Raw genomic sequence first — 21,635 nt, 5'->3', positions numbered from 1 at the left:
CCGGAGGTTTGTCAGTGCAGGGCCCCTTCGATCAGGGTGCCGCGCAGCGAGTGGGGCAGGGCGTCGTCGATGTGCACGTCGACGAACTGGCCGATCAGCTGCGGGTTGGCGCTGCGGAAGTTGACGATGCGGTTGTTCTCGGTACGGCCCTGGAGCATGCCCGGGTCCTTCTTGGAGAAGTCGCTGACGAGGATGCGCTGGACGCTGCCGACCATTCGTCGGCTGATCTCGAAGCCCTGCTGGTGGATGCGGCCCTGGAGGATCTGCAGGCGCTGCTTTTTCACCTCTTCCGGGGTGTCATCCACCAGGTCGGCCGCCGGGGTGCCGGGGCGCGAGCTGTAGATGAAGGAGAAGGAGAAGTCGAAGCCGACGTCTTCCACCAGCTTCATGGTGGCCTCGAAGTCCTTGTCGGTTTCGCCGGGGAATCCAACGATGAAGTCCGAGCTGATGCAGATATCCGGCACAGCGGCCTTCAGCTTGCGGATGCGCGACTTGTATTCGAGCGCGGTGTGGTTGCGCTTCATGGCCGCGAGGATGCGGTCGGAGCCGGCCTGCACCGGCAGGTGGACGAACTTCACCAGTTCCGGCACTTCAGCGTGGGCCTGGATCAGCGCGTCGGAGAATTCCAGCGGGTGCGAGGTGGTGTAGCGGATGCGGTCGATGCCATCGACGGCGGCGACCACCCGGATCAGCTCGGCGAAATCAGCGATGCGGCCGTCATGGGTCTGGCCACGGTAACCGTTCACGTTTTGGCCCAGCAGGGTCACTTCGCGGACGCCGTTCTCAGCCAGGTGGATGACTTCGGCCAGGACGTCGTCGAACGGGCGGCTGACTTCTTCGCCACGGGTGTAGGGCACGACGCAGAAAGTGCAGTACTTGCTGCAGCCTTCCATCACCGAGACGAAGGCGCTGGGGCCGTCGACGCGCGGCTCGGGCAGGCGGTCGAACTTTTCGATCTCGGGGAAGCTGATGTCCACCTGGGGTTTGCGGGTGGTCCGTGCGGCATCGATCATTTCCGGCAGGCGGTGCAGCGTCTGCGGGCCGAACACCACGTCCACGTAGGGCGCGCGCTCACGGATGGCGGCGCCTTCCTGGCTGGCCACGCAACCACCGACGCCGATCACCAGTTGCGGGTTCTGCCGCTTGAGCTCGCGCCACTGGCCAAGTTTCGAGAACACCTTCTCCTGCGCCTTCTCGCGGATCGAGCAGGTATTGAGCAGGATCACGTCAGCCTCTTCGGCGTGTTCGGTGACCTCAAGTGCCTGATGTTCGCCGAGCAGGTCGACCATGCGCGAGCTGTCGTACTCGTTCATCTGGCAGCCGTGGGTTTCGATATAGAGCTTCTTGGCCATGCACTTAGGAATCAGGTGGTTCGAAGAACCGCGCATTATAGTCGCCATCCCCCGGTGTTCCTAGCGCCGACTGCCTGGCGGCTATGCTATGATTTGCGCCCTTCGAAATTCCCCCAAGACGGCCCGCCAATCTCCCATGAGCAAGTCCGACCCCATCTACAAGGTGATCTTCCTGAACCAGGGCCAGGTGTACGAGATGTACGCCAAGCAGATCTACCAGAGCGATCTGTGGGGCTTCCTGGAAGTGGAAGAGTTCGTCTTCGGCGAGCGCACCCAAGTGGTGGTCGATCCCAGCGAAGAGAAGCTCAAGGCCCAGTTCGAAGGCGTGGTGCGCAGTTTCCTGCCGATGCATTCGATCATCCGCATCGACGAAGTGGAGCGTCTGGGCACGCCGAAGATCAGCGAAGCCAAGGGTGGCGGTAACGTGATGCCCTTCCCGCTGCCGATGCCCGAGAAGTAAGGCCGGTTGGAAGCCTCTGCCGTCAGGGCAGGGGCGAGAAGGGCGAACCGCCGTCGGCGGCCTGCAGTTCCAGCAGGTAGTTGCGGAAAATCTGGCCCAGCACCTGGGTGGCGATTTCCAGCTCATCACTACGCATTTGCGCGGCCACCAGGTCGGCGCTGTCCATCGCTTCGTCCGAACCGTTCACCGCAGCCATTTTCAGCACGATGTAGGCCTGCACATTGTTGGCCGGTACGCCTTCGCCCCGGAAGAACATGTTGCCCAGGCGCAATTGGGCCTGGGCATGACCTTTCAGGGAGGCTTGCTCGAACCATTGCAGGGCCTGGGCCAGGTCGCGCGGGGTGCGTTTGCCGTCGTAGTAGAACTCGCCGAGCTCGTATTGGGCTTCGGCGTCGCCGCCCTTGGCGGCCTGTTGGCAGGCGGAAACGGCTTCCGAGAGGTTTTCCGGCAGGCTGTTCAGGTTGCAGCGGCCGGTCGCCGGGATCAGCAGGGAGTTACCGCCGGCATTGGCCAGCAGCGGCAGGAAAAGCAACAGGCTGCCCAGGATCAGGGTTCGGCCGGTGCGGTTCATGGGGATCACAGCGCCTCGGAAGCAATGCGGGCATCATGCCCGGCCGGCGAGAAACGCGCCGACCGTCACATTATGAAATAAGCCGGGGCGATCTTACAAAGCCTTTACTTTGTTTGCGTTCGGCTCGGTGCCGTGAAGGTACAGGAGCAGCCAGGTTATCAGCGGGTAGGCGGGGGTGAGCAGGGCGCAGAACCAGGCCGGCCGCTCCGTTTCGGCGAACGCCTTGCCCGCCCGGACCAGCGCGAAGGCGCTGACCAGGCTGGTGAGGGCGAGGATGCCGTCGGAGAGGGCGGTGCTGTATTGCATCAAGCCTGCTTGAGCTTGGCGAAGGCGCGCTCGGCTGCGTCCAGGGTGATCGCCAGCTCCTTGTCGCCGTGGGCGATGGAGGTGAAGCCGGCCTCGTAGGCGCTCGGCGCCAGGTATACGCCGCCTTCCAGCATCAGGTGGAAGAAGCGCTTGAAGCGCTCAGCATCGCTGGTCATCACGTCCTGGAAGGTGACGATGTCGTCCGCGCCGCTGAAGTACAGACCGAACATGCCGCCCGCCTGGGTGGTGACGAAAGGAATGCCAGCGGCATCGGCGCGCTGCTGCAGGCCGTCGAGCATGCGGGTGGTGTAGTCGGTCAGCTCGGCGTGGAAGCCCGGGCGGCTGATCAGCTTCAGGGTGGTCAGGCCAGCGGCCATCGCCAGCGGGTTTCCGGACAGGGTGCCGGCCTGGTAGACCGGGCCCAGCGGGGCGATGTGCGACATGATCTCGCGCTTGCCGCCGAAGCAGCCCACCGGCATCCCGCCACCGATGATCTTGCCGAAGGTAGAGAGGTCGGGGGTGATGCTGTAGTAAGCCTGGGCGCCGCCGAGGGCCACGCGGAAACCGGTCATCACTTCGTCGAAGATCAGCACCACGCCGTGCTTGTCACACAGGCTGCGCAGGCCTTCGAGGAAGCCTGGAGCCGGCGGTACGCAGTTCATGTTGCCAGCCACCGGCTCGACGATGATGCACGCCACTTCCTTGCCTACGTCGGCCAGGGTCTTCTCCACGGCGTCGATGTCGTTGAACGGCAGGGTCAGGGTGTGCTGGGCGAAGGCCGCCGGCACGCCCGGGGAGCTGGGTACGCCCAGGGTCAGGGCGCCAGAGCCGGCTTTCACCAGCAGGGAGTCGGAGTGGCCGTGATAGCAGCCTTCGAATTTGATGATGCTGTCGCGGCCGGTGTAGCCACGGGCCAGGCGGATGGCGCTCATGGTGGCTTCGGTGCCGGAGCTGACCATGCGCACCATCTCCATGGACGGCACCAGGGAGCAGACCAGGTCGGCCATTTCGACTTCCAGCGCGGTCGGTGCGCCGTAGGACAGGCCGTGGTCCAGTTGCTTGCGCACGGCGTCCAGCACGTCCGGATGGCTGTGGCCGAGGATCATCGGACCCCAGGAGCCCACGTAGTCCACGTAGCGCTTGTCGTCCTCGTCCGTCACGTAGGCGCCTTCCGCGTGCTTGAAGAACAGCGGGGTGCCGCCGACGCTCTTGAAGGCGCGGACCGGCGAGTTGACGCCACCGGGGATATGTTTCTGGGCGTTGGCGAACAGAGTTTCGGAACGGGACATGGCAGGTCTCTCTTTCAAGCGAATTCGGGGTCAGGCGGCGTCGAACAGGGCGTTGAAGGCTCGGGCGCGGCGTTCTACCTCGGCGGCCGAGTCGGCGCCGAACAGGGCATGGATCACCGCCACCATGCTGGCGCCGCGGGCGATCAGCTCCGGGGCGTTTTCCAGGCTCACGCCGCCAATGGCGACGATCGGCGACTGGAAGCGCTGTTTGGCCTGCTCCAGCAGGTCCAGGGTGGCGGCGGGTGCGCCCGGCTTGGTCTGGGAATTGTAGAAGCGGCCGAAGGCGATGTAGCTGGCGCCTTCCTTGATCGCGGCGGCGGCCAGGTCGAGGCTGGCGTGGCAGGTGCCACCGATGATGGCCTGGCGGCCGAGCAGGGCGCGTGCGGCCGCCAGGGAGCCGTCGCCCTGGCCCAGGTGCAGGCCGACGCCGAGGCGCGCGGCCAGTTCGGCGTCATCGTTGATGATCAGTTGGGCGCCGTAGCGGGTGCAGAGTTCGCCCAAGGCTTCCGCCTCGCGCAGGCGACGGGCTTCGTCACTGGACTTGTCGCGGTACTGCAGCAGCTTGGCGCCACCCTTCAGGGCCGCCTCGACATAGGGCAGCAGCTTGCCGCCAGCCAGCAACTGGCTGTCGGTGATGGCGTAGAGGCCGCGCAGTTTCATTGGCAGAAGTCCAGCGGCAGGCGGCGCGGCACGTACTGGCCGTGGCCGGGTTGTTCGGCGTCGCGCAGGGTGCGCCAGGTGTAGTCGAGGGCGCTGCGTACCGCGCTGGACAGCTCCTCGCCTAGGGCCAGGCGGCCGGCGAGGGCGCTGGCCAGGGTGCAGCCCGAGCCGTGGTAGCTGCCGGGCAGGCGCTGGCAGGTATAGGTGAAGCGCTGGCCATCCTGGGTGTACAGGCGGTTGTGCACTTCGTGCTCGTCGCCATGACCGCCGGTGATCAGCAAGTTGTGGCAGAAGGGCAGGAGCTTCTCCGCGCACTCGTCCGGGGTGCCTTCCGGCAGTTCGGCGAGGATGCGCGCTTCCGGCAGGTTCGGGGTGGCGATGGCGGCTACCGGGAGCAGGCGTTCGCGGATCGCGTAACCCACTTCGTCCTTGCCCAGCGCGCCGCCGCCGCCGGCACGCAGTACCGGGTCGCAGACCAGCGGTATGCCCGGCAGGGACTGCATGATTTCCAGCACGGTTTCGACCATCTGCACCGAGCCGAGCATGCCCAGCTTGACGGCGGCCACTGGCAGGTCGGCGATCACGGCATTGGCCTGGGCCAGCACCCATTCGCGATCGAGGACGCGGAAGTCGGAAACGTTGACGGTATCCTGCACGGTCAGGGCGGTCACTGCCGGGGCGGCGTGGCAACCTTGTGCGATCAGGGCTTCGATATCCGCCTGGAGGCCGGCGCCACCACTGGGGTCGTGGCCGGAAAGGCAGAGGACTACGGGGCGAGAGTTGGTCGTTTTCATGGTCGGCGAGCTTACCACTAATCACCTCGCCGGGCCGCACCGACGGCGCTATGCCTCAGGGGTGCCGGAAGTGGCGTCGAAAGATGGGCTGTAATGCCCGTAATAGAGCCATCCTGCTGTGATGGCAATGTGCGGCTTTCAGCCGCCTTGCGCTGTGCTAGAGTGCACTTTTCGAACAACCTGGCTCTGCATGGCGCGTCGGATAAGGAGGTGGGGCTCCGGGACGCGGTCAAGAGGCCATTGCGGGGCTGCATGCGTATCCTCCTTTTCCTGACCCTTTACCTGCTCGCGGGACTGGCCAACGCCGTGGAGTTCGACGAGCAGTTGCGCAGCCTTTCGCTGGGCCAGCACATGGACGTATTCGAAGACGTTCGTGGCGATGCCGAGATCGACGACATCACCTCTCCCGCCCTGGACAGCAGCTTCCGCCGCAATGAAAAACCCGTGCTCAACGCCGGCTATTCGCGCTCGGTGTTCTGGCTGCGTGTCGACCTGGACTACCGTCCGCGTGACCTCGGCGGCCAGCAGGACTGGCTGCTGGAGCTGGCTTACCCGCCTCTGGATCACCTCGACCTCTACCTGCCCGATGGCCAGGGCGGCTTCCGCCTAGCCCAGCGCACGGGGGATTCGCTGCCGTTCGACAGCCGGCAGATCAAGCAGAACAACTATGTCTTCAGCGTCGACCTGCAACCCAACCAGCCCACTCGCATCTACCTGCGCATGCAGAGCGAGGGTTCGATTCAGGCACCGTTGACCCTCTGGTCGCCCCGGGCCTTCCTCGAAGAGCAGCCGGAACGTGTCTACGTGCTCGGCATCATCTATGGCGTGCTGCTGGTGATGCTGGTCTACAACCTGTTCATCTATCTCAGCGTCCGCGACACCAGCTACCTCTATTACATCCTCTATATAGGCTCGTTCGGGCTGTACCAGATTTCGGTCAACGGCGCCGGAATCCAGTACCTCTGGCCGGACAACCCCTGGTGGGCCAATGCGGCGACGCCCTTCCTGATCGGATCGGCAGCGCTGTTCGGCTGCCAGTTCGCGCGCAGCTTCCTGCATACGGCCGATCACAGCCCCTGGGTCGACCGCGCCCTGCTCGGCCTCATGGCCCTGGGCGGGCTGGCGATGGTCCTGGCGCTGACCGCCAGCTACGGCCTGGCCCTGCGCCTGGCCACCTCACTGGCGCTGATCTTCACCGTGGTGATCTTTTCCGCCGGCGTGCTGGCCTGGCTGCGCGGCATGCGTGTGGCGCGCTACTTCATCATCGCCTGGAGCGCGTTCCTCCTCGGCGGCGCCATCAACACCCTGATGGTGCTGGGCTACCTGCCGAACATCTTCTTCACCATGTACGCCAGCCAGATCGGTTCGGCGCTGGAAGTGGGGCTGCTGTCCCTGGCCCTGGCCGACCGCATCAACGCCATGAAGGAGGAGCGCGCGCGAATCCTCCAGGATGCCGGACGCAAGCTGGAAGCGCTCAACCAGGAACTGGCCAACAGCAACCGCCTGAAGGACGAATTCCTCGCCACCGTCACCCACGAGCTGCGCACCCCGATGAATGGTGTCATCGGCTCGCTGGAACTGATGCAGACCCTGCCGCTGCACGAAGAGCTGGAGCAGTACCAGCGCACGGCGTCCGGCTCGGCGCGGGACATGATGCGGCTGGTCAACGACATCCTCGCGATGACCGAACTGCAGGCCGGCAAGCTTTATCCGCGACGGGAGCCGTTCAGTCTTCGTGGCCTGGCGGACAGCCTGCGGGTGCAGTACGGCCCGCGCGCGGAGGAGAAAGGTCTGGCTTTCGATCTGGAACTCGACCATCGCCTGCCGGATACCCTGGAGGGCGACGCTGGCAAGCTGGCGCAGACCCTGGGCTACCTGCTGGACAACGCCATCAAGTTCACCAGCCGCGGCAGCGTCGGCGTGAAGATCAGCGGCCAGGAGCCCGTCGATGGCAACCTGGCGCTGCGCATCGAGGTCACGGACACCGGCATCGGCTTTTCCGCCCCGCCGGACGGGCTGATCTATCGGCGCTTCTATCAGCTCGACGGTTCCATGACCCGCGAGTACGGCGGCCTCGGCATCGGGCTCGCCCTCAGCCAGCAACTGGTCGCGCTGCTCGGCGGCAAGCTTTCCCACCAGTCCCAGCCTGGTCGTGGCAGCACCTTTATCCTGGAGCTGGATGTTTCCTTGCCGGCCCAGGCCCAGGTCGTGCCCATGCGCCGCCCCGGCGGCCAGCCCCTTCGTCGACCGGAGCAGTGCACCGTGCTGGTGGTGGAAGACAACGCGATCAACCAGTTGGTGACCCGCGGCATGCTGCTCAAGCTTGGCTACCGCGTGCGTACGGCTGACAACGGCGCCGAAGCGCTGGAGCAGATTCGCCGCGAGCCCATCGATGCCGTGCTGCTGGACTGCCAGATGCCGGTGATGGATGGTTTCGCCACCTGCCGCGCCCTGCGCGCCATGCCCGGTTGCGCCGACCTGCCGGTGCTGGCCATCACCGCCCACAGCCACAGCGGCGACCGCGAACGATGCCTGGCGGCGGGCATGAGCGACTACATGGCCAAGCCGGTGAAGTTCGAAGAGCTGCGCGCCTTGCTCCACGACTGGCTGCTGTGCAAACCGGTCGAGTCCATCCGCTCAGTAACCTGAATGCCTGCCGCGCGGCTGGTTCGCCGCTGATCCGCGACGCAAATGCCATCAGGCGCGGCATTTATCCCGCTTTCTGCAAGGTCTGAATCCTGATTCACTGAATGAGGTGAATCAGGATTCAGACCATGGCCTACCGCACCACCGCTTCCCGAATCGACCGTGACCAGGCGCTACGCAGCCGCATCCTGGCCTGCGCCCATGCGCGGGTGGTGGAGGGCGGGTTCGCGGCGCTGACCATGCAGGCCCTGGCCGAGGACGCCGGCATCGCCACTGGCAGCCTGTACCGCCACTTCGGCAACAAGGGAGAGTTGGCGGCGGAGGTCTTTGCCCGCGCCAGCCAGTTGGAAGTGGACAGCCTGGCCGAGGTGCTGCGTGGTGAAGGTTCCGCCGCTGAACGCCTGGCTCGCGGCTTGCGCCAGTTCGCCGCGCGCGCCTGGCATAGCCGGCGGCTGGCATTCGCCCTGATCGCCGAACCGGTGGACCCGGAAGTCGACGAACAGCGCCTGCTCTATCGCGAGGCCTACGCTGAGTTGTTTTGCCGCCTGCTGGAGGACGGCCGCGCCCGTGGCGAATTCCAGGTTCCCTCGATTTCCCTGACCGCAGCCTGCCTGGTCGGCGCCATCGCCGAATCCCTGGTGGGCCCGCTGTCGCCCCCGGCCCGCGCCCTGCGTGAGGCTGGCCAAGGGCCGGACGACCTCGAAACCGTCTGCGCCAACCTCACGACCTTCTGCCTGCGCGCCCTGGGCGCCAGCCAATCTGCCCTGGAGACCTGAGATGAGCCTGCACGAGTTCGCCGAAACCCATGAAGTCATCAACCAGGTGCCGCCACTGGATGGCGCCAACCTCTATCGCGTCGACCTGCCGCTGCAGGAGTGGGTACGCCGTTACCACGGCGGCTGGGCCGAAGGCCGCCTGGACAGCTACGGTGCCCTGGCTGGCGGGCCGCTGATGGCGGCGGGCTTCCTCGCCAACGAGAACAAGCCGGTGTTCAAGAGCCATGACCGCTATGGGCACCGCATCGACCTGGTGGAGTTCCACCCGGCCTACCACGAGCTGATGCGTGCCTCCATCGAGAGCGGCATCCCGTCCATGCCCTGGACCGATCCGCGCGCCGGTGCCCAGGTGGCCCGCGCCGGCCTCAGCTACCTGCACAGCCAGGCCGAAGCCGGCACCGGCTGCCCGCTGACCATGACCTTCGCCAGCGTCCCGGCCCTGCGCCTGCAGCCGGATATCGCCGAGAAATGGCTGCCGAAGATCCTCTCCACCGAGTACGACCCGCGCAACCTGCCCATGGAGCAGAAGACCGGCTTGACCATCGGCATGGCCATGACCGAGAAGCAGGGCGGCACCGACGTGCGCGCCAACACCACCCGCGCCCATCCGGTAGGTGTTCCGGGGCCGGGCCAGGCCTACGAACTGGTCGGCCACAAATGGTTCTGCTCGGCGCCCATGTGCGATGCGTTCCTCACCCTGGCCTACACCGACAAGGGCCTTTCCTGCTTCCTGTTGCCGCGCCACCGCCCGGATGGCAGCCGCAACGAGTTCTATATCCAGCGCCTGAAGAACAAGCTGGGCAACTGGTCCAATGCCTCCAGCGAGGTGGAGTATCGCGGCGCCCTGGCCTGGATGGTGGGTGAGGAAGGGCGTGGCGTACCGACCATCATCGAGATGGTTGCGCTCACCCGCTTCGATTGCATGATCGGCTCCAGCGCGCTGATGCGTCAGGCGTTGACCCAGGCCGCTCACCACTGCGCCTATCGCAAGGTCGGCGGGCGTGTGCTGGCCGAGCAACCGCTGATGCAGAACGTGCTGGCCGACCTGGCCCTGGAAAGCGAAGCCGCGCTGGCGCTGACCATGCGCATGGGCCGCGCGCTGGACAACGCCCACGACGAGCAGGAAGACAAGTTCGCCCGTCTGGTCACCGCCGTCGGCAAGTACTGGATCTGCAAGCGCGCCCCCGCAATGATCAATGAGGCCGCCGAGTGCCTGGGCGGTGCCGGTTACGTGGAAGACACCATCCTCCCGCGCCTCTACCGCGAGGCGCCGGTGAACTCCACCTGGGAAGGTTCAGGCAACGTGCAGTGCCTGGACGTTCTGCGGGCCCTGTCCAAGGAACCGGGCGTGCTGGATGTCCTCTTCGCCGAGCTGGGGGATGGCCATGGCGATGCACGTCTGGCGTCCTTCATCGGCAACTTGAAGAAAGGCTTTGCCGACACGGCCGACATCCAGTTCCGCGCCCGTCAGCTCACCGAAGACGTGGCTGTGGCGCTGCAGGCCAAGCTGCTGCTGGAGGCCGGCAATGCCACTGTTGCCGACGCCTTCATCGGCAGTCGCCTGGCCGGTCATGGCCGTGTCTACGGCACCCTGCCGCGTGGCGCGGATGCCGAGGCGCTGTTGGCGCGCAGCACCCCGCACCTGGCCTGAGAGCCTTGCTGCGTTGAAAGCAGGCTCTGTGAACGGGCTCTGCGTCAGGCGGCGCGGGTGACGTAGCGCCGCCCACTGGTCAGCGCGGTCACCACGAACAGGGCTGCTGCCAGGCACAACGCCAGCGGCAGCCCGTTCGGGCCGAGCTCCATCAGCGCACCGCTGAACAGCGGGCCGACCAGGCTGCCAATGCCCCAGAGCATGCCCACGCAGGCATTGGCGGTAACCAGGTCCTGGCCGCTGAAACGCTCGCCGATCAGCACCAGGGCCAGGGTATAGACGCCGCCCGCCACCGCGCCGAGCATCACCAGCGCCGGCCAGAGCAAGCCGGGAACCTCCATCAGCCAGGGCAGCGCCACGCCGATGGCCAGCGCAGCCACGCCGCAGCACAGGTGCAGGCGGCTGCGCTCGGTCCGGTCGGAAAGCCAGCCCAGGGGCACCTGGCAGACCATGTCTCCCAGCAGGATCACCGTGACCATGAAGGCGGCAATGCCAACGCCGTAACCCTGGGCGCTGGCGTATACGGGAAACAGCGACAGCACCACCGCATCGAAGAAGGCGAAGAACAGCACGCCGGTGCAGAGCGCTGGGGCGACCCGCAGGAAGCCGGCCAGGGAAAAGGTTCGCACGTCATCCTCGGCGGCCTGCGCCCAGTCGTTCGGCAGGCTGTGCCAGACGAGTGCCAGGGCCGCCAGATTGGCCAGAGTCACGATCATCACCAGCCATGGGCCCTGGGTGCCGATCAGGCCGATCAGCGCCGGGCCACCCAATTGGCAGCCGGTGAAGCAGGCGGCGTAGAAGGCCACTACCTGACCACGCTTGTTCTCATCGCACAGTTCATTGACCCAGGATTCGCCGAGGATCACCGCCACCCCCATGCCGACACCCAGCACCAGGCGCGCCAGGGCCAGCAGGGTTCGCGACTCCGGCAGCCACTCCAGGGCGCTGGCACTGAGGGTGCAGAGGACGAAGCAGGCGAGATAAAGGGCTCGGCCGGAGAAGCGTCGGCACAACGGATGGACCAGGAAGGCGGCGAGGATCATGCCAGCCGCCGGCATGGCGCTGAGGATGCCGATTTCCAGCGTGGAGGCGCCGGCCTCCAGCAGGCGCAGGGAAACCAGCGGCAGGGTGGCGCCCATGCCGAGGCCAATGACCGACACGGCGAAGATCAGTACGCCCAGCAACCAACGATTGTTCATTCTCGACTCCTGCCCGAATTGAACGGCCCGGGCCAGGCCAGATAGCAAGGAAGACACCCGCGTGCGGACGGGGCGTCAGGGGATTCAGCGAAGGACGAGCCGCAGGAAGCGACTCAGGCGCGGAGGGCGGGAGGCGAGAAGGTGAAGGCGAAGAGCACGCTGCGGCGGCGCTTCTGTTTCGCGTCACGCGGCCAGGTGCGCGCCGACAGCGCCGGATCGGGCTGGACGGGACGGAGCTGGGGGGCGGGCGAGAACATCAAGTGAGCTTCGGTAGACAACGCGAGGGCGCGCAGTCTAAGTAGCCCGGCGCTCCCGGTCAACGCGGGACGGACGTGCTGCCGGCCGTCGTTGCGGCTCTATCTGGCACCTGGCCGTCGGGGGAATACGCCTCAGTCCGCTCGGGACAATGGTTGAAACCGAGGCTGGCTGACTCTCACATCCATGGAGCAAGATAGGGCCGAGTTCCCTGCCAGGAAGCAGACCGTGAGCAGCCCGTCGTTCAATGAATTCATCGTCGCCGCCACCGCCGAAGAGGCCGTTACCCGCCTCTCCGCCTACTACCATCGCGCTACCGATGCGCTGAGCCAGGCACTGAAGCGCTATCTCAAGGAACGAACCTTGCCCAGCGCCGCCGAGCGCGAACTGTTCCGCTATCCCGAACTGCGTGTCACCTACCACTGCCAGGGCGAGGTGCCGAGCACCGTGCGCGCCTACGCCAAGGTGCAGGTGCCCGGCACCTACAGCGTCACCGTGACCCAGCCGGAAGACTTCCGCGCTTACCTGCTGGACCAGCTGGGACCCCTCATGGAGGATTTCACCGTCACCGTCGAGGTGGGGGTGAGCCAGCAGAACATTCCCTATCCCTACGTGGTCGAGCAGGGCGATGAACTGGCCGGTTCCGGCGTCACCGCCGCCGAGCTGGCGCGGGTCTTCCCCAGCACCGACCTGTCCGCCGCCAGCGATGGCGTGGCTGATGGCCTGCACGACTGGGACGATTTCGATCACATGCCCCTGGCGCTGTTCGATGCGGCGCGGGTGGACTTCTCCCTGCGCCGCCTGGTGCATTACACCGGCAGTGACTGGCGCCACGTGCAGCCGTGGATCCTGCTGACCAACTATCACCGCTACGTCGACCAGTTCATCCGCTACGGCATCGACCTGCTGCATGAAGACTCGCGCTACGTGCGTATGGTGCTGCCGGGCAACGTGGTGGTGGAGCGTGGCATGGACGAGGGCGAGATGCAGGCCATCGTCGACGGCGTGGTCTGGCACCGCTACCAGATGCCGGCCTACCACCTGATCGCCGCCAACGGCCACGGCGTCACCCTGGTGAACATCGGCGTTGGCCCGTCCAATGCCAAGAACATCACCGACCACCTGGCCGTGCTGCGCCCGCACTGCTGGCTGATGATCGGCCACTGCGGCGGATTGCGGCAGTCGCAGACCATCGGCGACTACGTGCTGGCCCACGCCTACATGCGCCGCGACGGCATCCTCGACCGGGTGCTACCGCCGAACATTCCCTTGCCGGCGTTGGCCGAAGTGCAGCAGGCGCTGCAGGAAGCCGCCGCCCAGGTCACCGGCGAACGTGGCGAAGACCTCAAGCGCCGCCTGCGCACCGGCACCGTGCTCACCTACGACGACCGCAACTGGGAACTGCGCTGGGCCCAGGAACGCCCGCTCATCAACCTGTCGCGGGCGGTGGCGGTGGATATGGAAAGCGGCACCGTGGCTGCACAGGGTTATCGCCTGCGGGTTCCCTACGGCACCTTGTTGTGCGTTTCCGATAAGCCGCTACACAGCGAGATCAAGCTGCCGGGCTCGGCCAGTGCTTTCTACCAGCGCGCTGTCAGCCAGCACCTGCGCATCGGCATCGCCGCCCTGGATCTGCTGCGTTCCCAGCTCAACGCATTGCACTCGCGCAAGCTGCGCAGCTTCGACGAGCCGCCGTTCCGCTGATCGGGTGGCCCGTGCAGGCTTCTTGTGGGGGCGAATTCATTCGCCATGGACCGCAACGCGGTCCCGAAAGGCATCGCAGGGCAGACCTTTGGCCTGCTTGGCGAATGAATTCGCCCCTACAGGATTTGCTATCTCGCCACGGGCGGAATCACCCACTGATACCCCGGCGTCGGCACGCGGAAATCGTCCGCATCCACCTGCCAGTCCGTCAGCGCCTTGGCCAGGTCGCGGGGCGGGGCGAACTGGCCTTCGTCGGTGAGGTTGAAGGTGCCGAAATGGATGGCCAGGCTGTGCGCGGATTCCAGTTGCTTGTGGGCCTGGACCGCATCGTCCGGGTTCATGTGGTTGTCGCGCATGAACCAGCGCGGCGCGTAGGCACCGATAGGCAGCGCGGCGAAACGCATGGGGCCGAAGCGCTCGCGGATCAGGCGGAACTCCGGCCCCAGGCCGGTATCGCCGGGGAACAGGAAGGGGCCGTCCGGCGATTCGATCACGAAGCCCATCCACAAGGTTTCGTTGGTGTCGCTGCGGGTTCTTGCCGACCAATGCTGCACCGGTACTGAGTGCAGCTTCAGGCCGCCTTCCAGTGGCAGTTCCTGCCACCAGTCCAGCTCGATGACGTTCTTGAAGCCGGTTTCGCGGATCAGCATGGCATTGCCCGGCCCGCTGACCACCCTGGCCAGCGGAAAGCGCTCGGCCAGGCCGCGCAGGCTTTCCAGGTCCAGGTGGTCGTAGTGGTTGTGGCTGACCAGGATCAGGTCGATGGGGGGCAACTGGTCCAGTTCCAGGCCCGGCGGATGGTGGCGCCGGGGGCCGACAAAACTGAACGGACTGACGCGCTGCGACCAGACCGGGTCGGTGACGATGTTCAGCCCCCGATGCTGGATCAGCAGGGTGGCGTGATTGATGTAGGTGATCCGCAGCTCGTCGCCTTCCACGCGCGCGGGCACCTCCGGCGGGACGGCCGGGCCAGGCTGGTCGAGCCAGTCCGCCTGCTTCTCGCGGCTGAACTGCCAGCGCAGGAAGGAACGCAGGTCCTTGTGCGGCTTGGGTTCGATATTGCGAAAGCGGCGGCCGTCGAAATTGTCCGAGGCCGGGCCCCGGTAGGGCGCGCGGTACTGACCGGCGAGGGTCATCAGGTTGATCAGCCAGGTGGGGCGCAGGGCACGCGACATGGTGCATTCTCTTGCGGCTGGAAGGCAGTCAACCTAGCATGCCTCTCCCATTCCCATACCGCCAACCCGTTTCCAGGCATGTCGCGCCCAACTCGCCCCGTCCGTCCCGCTTCCCGCCGCCCCGGTCCCGCCGCACCACGTCGAGTGGCCAAGGCGCCGCCGGCCGAACCGCGCCTGCTGCTGTTCAACAAGCCCTTCGACGTCCTGACCCAGTTCAGCGATGGCGAGGGCCGCGCGACCCTCAAGGACTACATCCCCATTCCCGGCATCTATCCCGCCGGCCGCCTGGATCGCGACAGCGAAGGCCTGCTGCTGCTGACCAACGATGGCCGCCTGCAGGCGCGCATCGCCGACCCGAAGCACAAGCTGCCGAAAACCTATTGGGTTCAGGTGGAGGGGGAGCCCAGCGAGGAACAGCTCAAGCAGCTGCGTGAAGGCGTGGAACTGAACGACGGCCCGACCCTGCCGGCCGAGGCGCGGCAGATCGAAGAACCGGTGCTGTGGGAGCGCAATCCGCCGGTACGTTTTCGCAAGAGTGTGCCGACGGCGTGGCTGGAGCTGGTGATCCGCGAAGGTCGTAACCGCCAGGTGCGACGCATGACGGCAGCGGTAGGGCTGCCGACGCTGCGTCTGGTGCGGGTGCGTATCGGTCCCTGGAGCCTCGATGGGCTGGGGCTGGGAGAGTACCGCGAAGTGCCCGCTCAACTCTGAGCGGCAGGTTGAGCCCGCCTTGGCTGGCGGGCTCAGGAAAAGGGCCTTAGAAGCCTTCGAGGCCGCCGATTACCAGCGTCTTGATGACGAAGCCCAGCACGCCCAGGCCCAGGGCGAGGAACAGGATCATGGTGCCGAAGCGACCCGCCTTGGACTTCTTGGCCAGGTCCCAGACGATGAAGGCCATGAAGGCCACCAGGCCGGCGATCATCGCCGTCATCATCAACTCTTCGAATTTCTCCGGGCTCATCTCGCACCTCGTGGAATGAATACAGGCTGCACCCGCACGGCCGAAGGGCCGGGAGGAAAGCGGGGCGGTGCGCTTGTGATTCCGTGAGCGGGAGGGCTCTTTATATGAGGCGGGGCCACGCGGGGGTACAGCAAAGCGCGGCGATTATACGCCAAGCGAATCGCCGCGCGAGGGCCATTCAGCCGCGCAGATGGCCCAGGGGCAGCTCGGTGCTGCTCAGCACCTGGTTGAGCACGAAGCTCGAACGCACGCTGGTCACCCCCTCGATGCGCGTCAACTGACCCAGCAGGAACTGCTGGTAGTGATCCATGTCCGGTACCACCACCTTCAACTGGTAGTCCGCCTCCATGCCGGTCACCAGGCTGCACTCCAGCACTTCGGGGCACTGGCGGATCACTTCCTGGAAGTGCTCGAAACGCTCCGGCGTGTGCCGGTCCATGCCGATCAGCACGTAGGCGGTGAGACTGAGGCCCAGCTTCTTGCGATCCAGCAGGGCGACCTGGCGGACGATGTAGCCGTCATCTTCCAGTTGCTTGACCCGCCGTGAGCAGGGCGAGGGCGACAGTCCGATGCGTTCGGCCAGCTCCTGGTTGGAGATGCGCGCATCGCGCTGCAATTCGGCAAGGATCTTGAGGTCGTAGCGATCGAGTTTTTCCATTGCACCCGCCGTTGTTTGATTTGATTGCTGCAAATATTGCTACTTTGGAGATTAATTGCGCAAGTAGCCCTGTGGTGAGCAATATTCGCAATCATTCGTCGCGCAGCAAGACGTAAGATTTCTCTCAGTTTCACGGCCCGGACAGCAAGTCCACCCGACCCGCCCAATCAGGTGCGTCGGCGCCTCCGATCCAACCGGTTCGAGCAGGCCCCCGGGTCCGCACTGCCCAACCAGGCAGGCGATGAAAGCGGCGACAAAATCGCCAGCACAGGACGAATTTCCCGAAGGGGGGCCCGCAGTATGGGGCCTCCCTTTTTTATTGCGCGCGGATTGCGGGTCAGACCAGCGCCGCCAGCTTCAGCAGCCACCAGGCGAGGATCGCCAGCTGCACGAAGAACCCGGCGAACCGCAGCCAGACGAACAGCGCGCTGGTGCTGATCAGGTGCGCAATGCTCTGGAACAGGCGCGCGCCCAGCAGCAGTCCGGCCAGCGGATCGGTGATCGCGGTCTGCCCGGCGGCGATGGCGTAGAGCAGGACCGCCGCTTGCATCGGCAGGTTCTCCAGGGTGTTGGCATAGGCGCGCACCAGGCGTTTGCCGAAGGCGCTGGGGGTGTTGCTGCCGTCAGCGGCGAAGGCATTGACCTTCATCCGCCCGGCCATCACCAGCAGGCCGCGCTGGTTCACCAGCAGAAACACCAGCAGCAGACTCCAGGCTGCCAGCCCGAGCAGGGCAGCGGCAGAGGGGGACAGGGGCATTGCGGACTCCTCGTTCTTCTTATGGAATGAGCGAGTCTAGAAGTTTTAGAGCAATTGCTCTATCCGTGTTTCACCACGTCGCTCGGGTCCGCATGGACCAGCACTTCAGCGCGGGGATAGTGGCTGGTGATCGCCTGTTCAGCCTGCTCGCAGAGCGCGTGGGCGCGGGACAGCGTCAGCTCCCCTGGCAGTTCCAGGTGCAGTTGCACATACCAGTGATTGCCGGAAATCCGCGTGCGCAGGTCATGGGCGCCGAGCACGCCGGGTACCTCGCAGGCCAGGCGGTGCATGTCGGCGCTGATCGCCGGCGACAGTTCCTCGTCCATCAGCACCGAGATCGATTCCCGCGCGATGCCGATGGCGCTCCAGAGGATGTAACCGGCGATGCCCAGGCCGAACAGTCCGTCGGCCTGCTGCCAGCCCAGGCTCGCCAGCACCAGGGCGAGGAGGATGCCGCTGTTGAGCAGCAGGTCGGAGCGGTAGTGCAGCGAGTCGGCGCGGATGGCGGTGGAGCCGGTGGCGCGGATCACCCGGCGCTGCAGCATCAGCAGACCGGCGGTGAGTGCCAGCGACAGCAGCATCACGCCGATGCCCAGCATCTCCGCTTCCAGCGGTTGCGGATCGTTCAGGCGCTCGTACGCCTGGGCCGCCACCAGTACGGCGCTGACGATGATGAACAGCGCCTGGGCCAGGCCTGCCAGGGCTTCGGCCTTGCCGTGTCCGTAGCGGTGGTCGTCGTCCGCCGGCTTCAGCGCATAACGCACCGCCAGCAGGTTGAGCAGGGAGGCCGCACTGTCCATCAGCGAATCGGTCAGGCCGGCCAGCAGGCTGACCGAGCCGCTCATGGCCCAGGCGATGGCCTTGGCGATGACCAGGGTGATGGCGACAGCGAGGGAGGCGCGGGTGGCCAGGCGCAGCAGTTGCGCGTGCTGGCGGGGTGAGGTCATGCCGGCTCCGGCTTGAAGTGGATGAGGTCCATGGCCGAGATCGTGGCGCAAGCCTGGCCGGGGCGATAGCTGCTGTGCAGGCTGCCGAAGAGCAGCCTGCACGAAGCGCGGTACGCCGCATCAGCTACCTGTCGCAGGCTCTCCGGCAGGCGCTGGACGCGCCGCGCCAGCGGGTCCATCTCAGGCGGCCGGGCGCAGGCCGAAGGCGGCCAGTTGCTGCAGGTTGCCGCTGCGCTGGAGAAGCTGCGGGTTGTCCAGCGGCAGGTCGTGGCCGGTTTCGCGAGCGATGATCGACTTCAGGCGAATCGGGTCCACCTTGCCGTCGGCGCCGATGGCTTCCCGCAGCTTCTGGGGGGCGACCTGGGCGTGCTGGTCGGCGGGCAGGTAGATGGCGCCGGTGGCGAAGTCGACCGCGAAGGCGATCAGGCCGGGAATCACATAGAAGAGAATGCCGATGGCGTCCATGGCCGCGATGGCCGGGTCGATCTTGCCCTCGATCTGGCCGCGGCGGTCCGGGTAGAACAGCGTGCCGCAGGCGGTGAGCTGGGTAGTGAGGGCAGCGGCGACGACACCGCCGATCCAACGGGAAGCAATGCGCATAAGCGTCTCCTGGTCGAAATTTCGCAACTATAGCAAGCCGGCTATTTCAAAACTGCTCGGTGTATCTAAGACCCCGGCAAGGAACTGGCGGTTCGCCGGTATACTTTGGCGCCTGCCTGGAGTACCCATGAATCCGCTACCCATCGATGCCGTCCTGCCTGACCTGCGGGCCGCCCTGCAATCCCGCCACGAAACCGTTCTGGAAGCACCGCCCGGCGCCGGCAAGACCACCCGCGTGCCCCTGGCACTGCTGGGCGAGCCGTGGCTGGCCGGGCAGAGCATCCTGATGCTGGAGCCGCGCCGCCTGGCCGCCCGCGCCGCCGCCGAACGCCTGGCCAGCGAGCTGGGCGAGGCCGTGGGCGAAACCGTTGGCTACCGCATCCGCCTGGAGTCGAAGGTCGGGCCGCGTACCCGTATCGAAGTGGTGACCGAGGGCATCCTCGCCCGCCGCTTGCAGGAGGACCCGGCACTGGAAGGCGTCGGCCTGGTGATCTTCGACGAATTCCACGAGCGTAGCCTGGACGCCGACCTTGCCCTGGCCCTGTGCCTCAATGGCCGCGCGCTGCTGCGCGACGAACCTCCGCTGAAGGTGCTGCTGATGTCCGCCACCCTGGAAGGCGAGCGCCTGTCGCGCCTGCTGGCGGAGGCGCCCGTGGTGCGCAGCGAAGGCCGCATGTTCCCGGTGCAGCAACGTTGGGGCCGGCCAAGCCAGATCGGGGAGGCACTCGAACCCAGGGTGGTGCAGACCGTGCTCCAGGCCCTGGCTGACGAACCCGGCAGCTTGCTGGTGTTCCTCCCGGGGCAGGCTGAGATTCGTCGCGTTGCCGAGCAGTTGGCCGAGCGCCTCGATGGCCAGCCCGAGATCCTGCTCTGTCCGCTCCATGGCGAACTGGACCTGACCGCCCAGCGTGCGGCCATCGAGCCGGCGCCGACCGGCAAGCGCAAGGTAGTGCTGGCCACCAACATCGCCGAAACCAGCCTGACCATCGATGGCGTTCGCGTGGTGGTGGACGCTGGCCTGGAACGCGTGCCGCGCTTCGACCCGGCCAGCGGCATGACCCGCCTGGACACCCAGCGCATTTCCCGCGCCTCCGCGACCCAACGCGCCGGCCGGGCTGGCCGTCTGCAACCGGGCGCCTGCTACCGGCTCTGGTCCGAGGCCCAGCATGAACAACTGGCTGCCCACGGCAGCGCGGAAATCCTCCAGGCCGACCTCGCCGGTCTGGCGCTGCAGTTGGCGCGCTGGGGCGTTGGCGATCCCAACGAACTGGCCTGGCTCGACCCGCCCCCTACCGCCGCCTATGCCCAGGGCCGCGACCTGTTGCAGCGGCTCGGTGCCCTGGGCGAAGACGGCAGCCTGACCCGCCATGGCCAGGCGATGGCCGAACTGCCGGCTCACCCGCGCATCGCCCACCTGTTGCTGCGTGGACATGCCCTGGGGCTTGGCAACCTGGCCTGCGACCTCGCCGCCCTGCTGGGCGAGCGCGACATCCTGCGCGGCGGCGGCGCTGACCTGCACAGCCGCCTCGCCCTACTGGCGGGCGGAGATAAGGCCGCACGCGGCGCTCGCGGTGGCGTGCAGCGCGCCCGCCAGTTGGCGCGGCAGTTCCGCTCGTACCTGCGCGGCCCGGCCAGCGAACCGGTGACCGATCCGGATCACCCGCGCTGGCTCGGCTGCCTGCTGGCCTTCGCCTACCCGGACCGCATCGCCCAGCAACGCCGCCCCGGCGGCGCCGACTACCGCCTGGCCAACGGGCGTGCGGCGACCTTCGGTGAACCGGACGCATTGATGAAGGAACCCTGGCTGGTGATCGCCGACCTCGGCAGCCGCCAGGGCCAGCGGGAGGAGCGCATCTATCTCGCCGCCGACCTCGACCCGGCGCTGTTCGACGGCCCTCTTGCGGAGCAGGTGAGCCGCCACGACCTGCTGGACTGGGACGAGCGCGAAGGTGTGCTGCGCGCCGAGCAGCAAGTGAAAGTGGGTGAGCTGGTGCTGGCTCGCGAAGCCCTGGCCGAACTGGATGACGAGGCGCGCTCGCGGGCGCTGCTCGGTCTGGTGCGGCGCAAGGGGCTGGAGCTGCTGCCGTGGAATCCCGAACTGCGCCAGTGGCAGGCGCGGGTGGCGCTCCTGCGCCGGCTGGACCTGGCCGACAAGGGGGCCAGCGAATGGCCGGACCTGTCCGACGCGGCCCTGCTGGCCAGCCTGGAAGATTGGCTGCAGCCCTGGCTGGGCAAGGTCAGCCGCCTCAGCCATTTCGCCAACCTCGACCTCGCCGGCATCCTCCAGGGGCTGCTGCCCTGGCCGCTGCCGCAGCGGCTCGACGAACTGGCGCCGCGTACGCTGGAAGTCCCATCCGGGTCCCGCATCCGCCTGGACTACAGCGACGAGATGCCGGTGCTCGCCGTGCGCCTTCAGGAGCTGTTCGGCCTGGCCGATACGCCGCGCATTGCCGGTGGCCGGCAGGGCGTCAAGTTGCACCTGCTGTCCCCGGCCCAGCGCCCGGTGCAGGTTACCCAGGACCTGGCGAGCTTTTGGCGCAATACCTATGCGGATGTGAAGAAGGATCTGAAGGGGCGCTACCCCAAGCACTATTGGCCGGAGGATCCGCTGGTAGCCGAGCCGACCGCGCGGGCCAAGCCAAGGAAGTAGAGGAATCCCGTCGTAGGGTGCGCCATGTGTTCAGCCGGGGGACATAGGTAACGGGTGTCGGGAGACATAGGTAACGCATTTACGCTTACGGGATCCGTCGAATGAGGAGTTCGAGCGATGCCGTGGCAGGAGTGCACCACCATGTCGATTCGGCGTGAATTTGTGTGGTTGGCCGAACAGCCGCAGAGCAATGTCCGCGAGCTGTGCCGACGCTATGGCATCAG

21 protein-coding genes are annotated in these 21,635 nt (G+C 66.4%); 7 read left to right on the top strand and 14 right to left on the bottom strand.

The genetic code is table 11. The annotated features are described in order from the left end of the window. Positions 1 to 11 precede the first annotated feature (11 nt). On the bottom strand, positions 12 to 1,352 hold the full coding sequence (gene miaB, locus E8E91_RS20625) for a tRNA (N6-isopentenyl adenosine(37)-C2)-methylthiotransferase MiaB (RefSeq protein ID WP_280378444.1): 1,341 nt from the start codon (positions 1,350 to 1,352) through the stop codon (positions 12 to 14). 136 nt (positions 1,353 to 1,488) lie between these two features. Between miaB and E8E91_RS20620 the strand changes: the two genes are divergently transcribed. Continuing rightward, on the top strand, positions 1,489 to 1,812 hold the full coding sequence (locus tag E8E91_RS20620; protein ID WP_151131710.1) for a DUF1820 family protein: 324 nt from the start codon (positions 1,489 to 1,491) through the stop codon (positions 1,810 to 1,812). A gap of 22 nt (positions 1,813 to 1,834) precedes the next feature. Here E8E91_RS20620 and E8E91_RS20615 read toward each other — a convergent pair whose 3' ends face one another. The 5 genes from E8E91_RS20615 to E8E91_RS20595 form a co-directional block, all read right to left on the bottom strand. Then, positions 1,835 to 2,383 carry a tetratricopeptide repeat protein gene (locus tag E8E91_RS20615; protein WP_151131711.1) on the bottom strand — a complete coding sequence of 183 codons (549 nt, stop codon included), beginning with the start codon at positions 2,381 to 2,383 and terminating at the stop codon, positions 1,835 to 1,837. 93 nt (positions 2,384 to 2,476) lie between these two features. Beyond that, positions 2,477 to 2,689 carry a hypothetical protein gene (locus E8E91_RS20610; protein ID WP_280378365.1) on the bottom strand — a complete coding sequence of 71 codons (213 nt, stop codon included), beginning with the start codon at positions 2,687 to 2,689 and terminating at the stop codon, positions 2,477 to 2,479. Beyond that, on the bottom strand, positions 2,689 to 3,978 hold the full coding sequence (gene hemL / locus E8E91_RS20605) for a glutamate-1-semialdehyde 2,1-aminomutase (RefSeq protein WP_280378363.1): 1,290 nt from the start codon (positions 3,976 to 3,978) through the stop codon (positions 2,689 to 2,691). The genes E8E91_RS20610 and hemL overlap by 1 nt, the downstream gene beginning before the upstream one ends. Before the next feature lie 30 nt (positions 3,979 to 4,008). Further along, positions 4,009 to 4,638 (bottom strand): thiamine phosphate synthase, encoded by a 630-nt coding sequence (thiE, locus tag E8E91_RS20600; RefSeq protein ID WP_280378360.1) that lies wholly within the window; start codon positions 4,636 to 4,638, stop codon positions 4,009 to 4,011. Beyond that, the gene (locus E8E91_RS20595; RefSeq protein WP_280378358.1) at positions 4,635 to 5,432 is read right to left on the bottom strand and encodes a hydroxymethylpyrimidine/phosphomethylpyrimidine kinase; all 798 of its coding nucleotides are present in this window, start codon (positions 5,430 to 5,432) and stop codon (positions 4,635 to 4,637) included. Before E8E91_RS20595 ends, thiE begins: the two co-directional genes overlap by 4 nt. Before the next feature lie 252 nt (positions 5,433 to 5,684). On the opposite strand from E8E91_RS20595, the gene E8E91_RS20590 reads away from it, so the two are divergent. The 3 genes from E8E91_RS20590 to E8E91_RS20580 all read left to right on the top strand — a co-directional run bounded on the left by E8E91_RS20590 (position 5,685) and on the right by E8E91_RS20580 (position 10,505). Further along, positions 5,685 to 8,081: a hybrid sensor histidine kinase/response regulator gene (locus E8E91_RS20590; RefSeq protein WP_280378356.1), complete on the top strand. Its 2,397-nt coding sequence runs from the start codon at positions 5,685 to 5,687 to the stop codon at positions 8,079 to 8,081. 125 nt (positions 8,082 to 8,206) lie between these two features. Next, a complete protein-coding gene (locus tag E8E91_RS20585; protein ID WP_280378353.1) occupies positions 8,207 to 8,854 on the top strand; it encodes a TetR/AcrR family transcriptional regulator in 648 nt (215 codons plus the stop codon). Between the two features lies 1 nt (position 8,855). Next, on the top strand, positions 8,856 to 10,505 hold the full coding sequence (locus E8E91_RS20580; RefSeq protein WP_280378351.1) for an acyl-CoA dehydrogenase family protein: 1,650 nt from the start codon (positions 8,856 to 8,858) through the stop codon (positions 10,503 to 10,505). 44 nt (positions 10,506 to 10,549) lie between these two features. Here E8E91_RS20580 and E8E91_RS20575 read toward each other — a convergent pair whose 3' ends face one another. Next, complete coding sequence (locus E8E91_RS20575; RefSeq protein ID WP_280378349.1) at positions 10,550 to 11,704, bottom strand: MFS transporter; 1,155 nt, start codon at positions 11,702 to 11,704, stop codon at positions 10,550 to 10,552. A 441-nt stretch (positions 11,705 to 12,145) separates the two neighbouring features. On the opposite strand from E8E91_RS20575, the gene amn reads away from it, so the two are divergent. After that, on the top strand, positions 12,146 to 13,663 hold the full coding sequence (amn, locus tag E8E91_RS20570) for an AMP nucleosidase (protein WP_280378347.1): 1,518 nt from the start codon (positions 12,146 to 12,148) through the stop codon (positions 13,661 to 13,663). A gap of 128 nt (positions 13,664 to 13,791) precedes the next feature. On the opposite strand, the gene E8E91_RS20565 is transcribed toward amn, so the two are convergent. Beyond that, complete coding sequence (locus E8E91_RS20565; RefSeq protein ID WP_280378345.1) at positions 13,792 to 14,838, bottom strand: MBL fold metallo-hydrolase; 1,047 nt, start codon at positions 14,836 to 14,838, stop codon at positions 13,792 to 13,794. A gap of 144 nt (positions 14,839 to 14,982) precedes the next feature. Here E8E91_RS20565 and E8E91_RS20560 point away from each other — a divergent pair, with 144 nt between their 5' ends. After that, positions 14,983 to 15,549, top strand: coding sequence for a pseudouridine synthase (locus E8E91_RS20560; protein WP_190827825.1), 567 nt, complete (start codon positions 14,983 to 14,985; stop codon positions 15,547 to 15,549). 46 nt (positions 15,550 to 15,595) lie between these two features. On the opposite strand, the gene E8E91_RS20555 is transcribed toward E8E91_RS20560, so the two are convergent. The 6 genes from E8E91_RS20555 to E8E91_RS20530 all read right to left on the bottom strand — a co-directional run bounded on the left by E8E91_RS20555 (position 15,596) and on the right by E8E91_RS20530 (position 18,761). Beyond that, positions 15,596 to 15,799, bottom strand: a complete 204-nt coding sequence (locus E8E91_RS20555) for a DUF2788 domain-containing protein (protein ID WP_190826826.1) — start codon at positions 15,797 to 15,799, stop codon at positions 15,596 to 15,598. Between the two features lie 178 nt (positions 15,800 to 15,977). Then, entirely contained in the window at positions 15,978 to 16,457 is a 480-nt protein-coding gene (locus E8E91_RS20550) for an Lrp/AsnC family transcriptional regulator (protein WP_016490763.1), read from the bottom strand. 337 nt (positions 16,458 to 16,794) lie between these two features. Beyond that, positions 16,795 to 17,214 carry an MAPEG family protein gene (locus tag E8E91_RS20545; RefSeq protein ID WP_280378344.1) on the bottom strand — a complete coding sequence of 140 codons (420 nt, stop codon included), beginning with the start codon at positions 17,212 to 17,214 and terminating at the stop codon, positions 16,795 to 16,797. 59 nt (positions 17,215 to 17,273) lie between these two features. Next, positions 17,274 to 18,161, bottom strand: a complete 888-nt coding sequence (locus E8E91_RS20540; protein ID WP_280378341.1) for a cation diffusion facilitator family transporter — start codon at positions 18,159 to 18,161, stop codon at positions 17,274 to 17,276. Then, positions 18,158 to 18,340, bottom strand: coding sequence for a hypothetical protein (locus tag E8E91_RS20535; RefSeq protein WP_280378338.1), 183 nt, complete (start codon positions 18,338 to 18,340; stop codon positions 18,158 to 18,160). Before E8E91_RS20535 ends, E8E91_RS20540 begins: the two co-directional genes overlap by 4 nt. Position 18,341: 1 nt before the next feature. Next, positions 18,342 to 18,761, bottom strand: a complete 420-nt coding sequence (locus E8E91_RS20530) for a polyribonucleotide nucleotidyltransferase (RefSeq protein ID WP_280378336.1) — start codon at positions 18,759 to 18,761, stop codon at positions 18,342 to 18,344. 127 nt (positions 18,762 to 18,888) lie between these two features. Between E8E91_RS20530 and hrpB the strand changes: the two genes are divergently transcribed. Further along, positions 18,889 to 21,411: an ATP-dependent helicase HrpB gene (hrpB, locus tag E8E91_RS20525; RefSeq protein ID WP_280378334.1), complete on the top strand. Its 2,523-nt coding sequence runs from the start codon at positions 18,889 to 18,891 to the stop codon at positions 21,409 to 21,411. The last annotated feature ends 224 nt before the right edge of the window (positions 21,412 to 21,635 follow it).

This window comes from Pseudomonas sp. BN515, from assembly GCF_029873155.1.
Taxonomy (GTDB): domain Bacteria; phylum Pseudomonadota; class Gammaproteobacteria; order Pseudomonadales; family Pseudomonadaceae; genus Metapseudomonas.
This window is presented reverse-complemented; position numbering and strand designations above follow the sequence as displayed.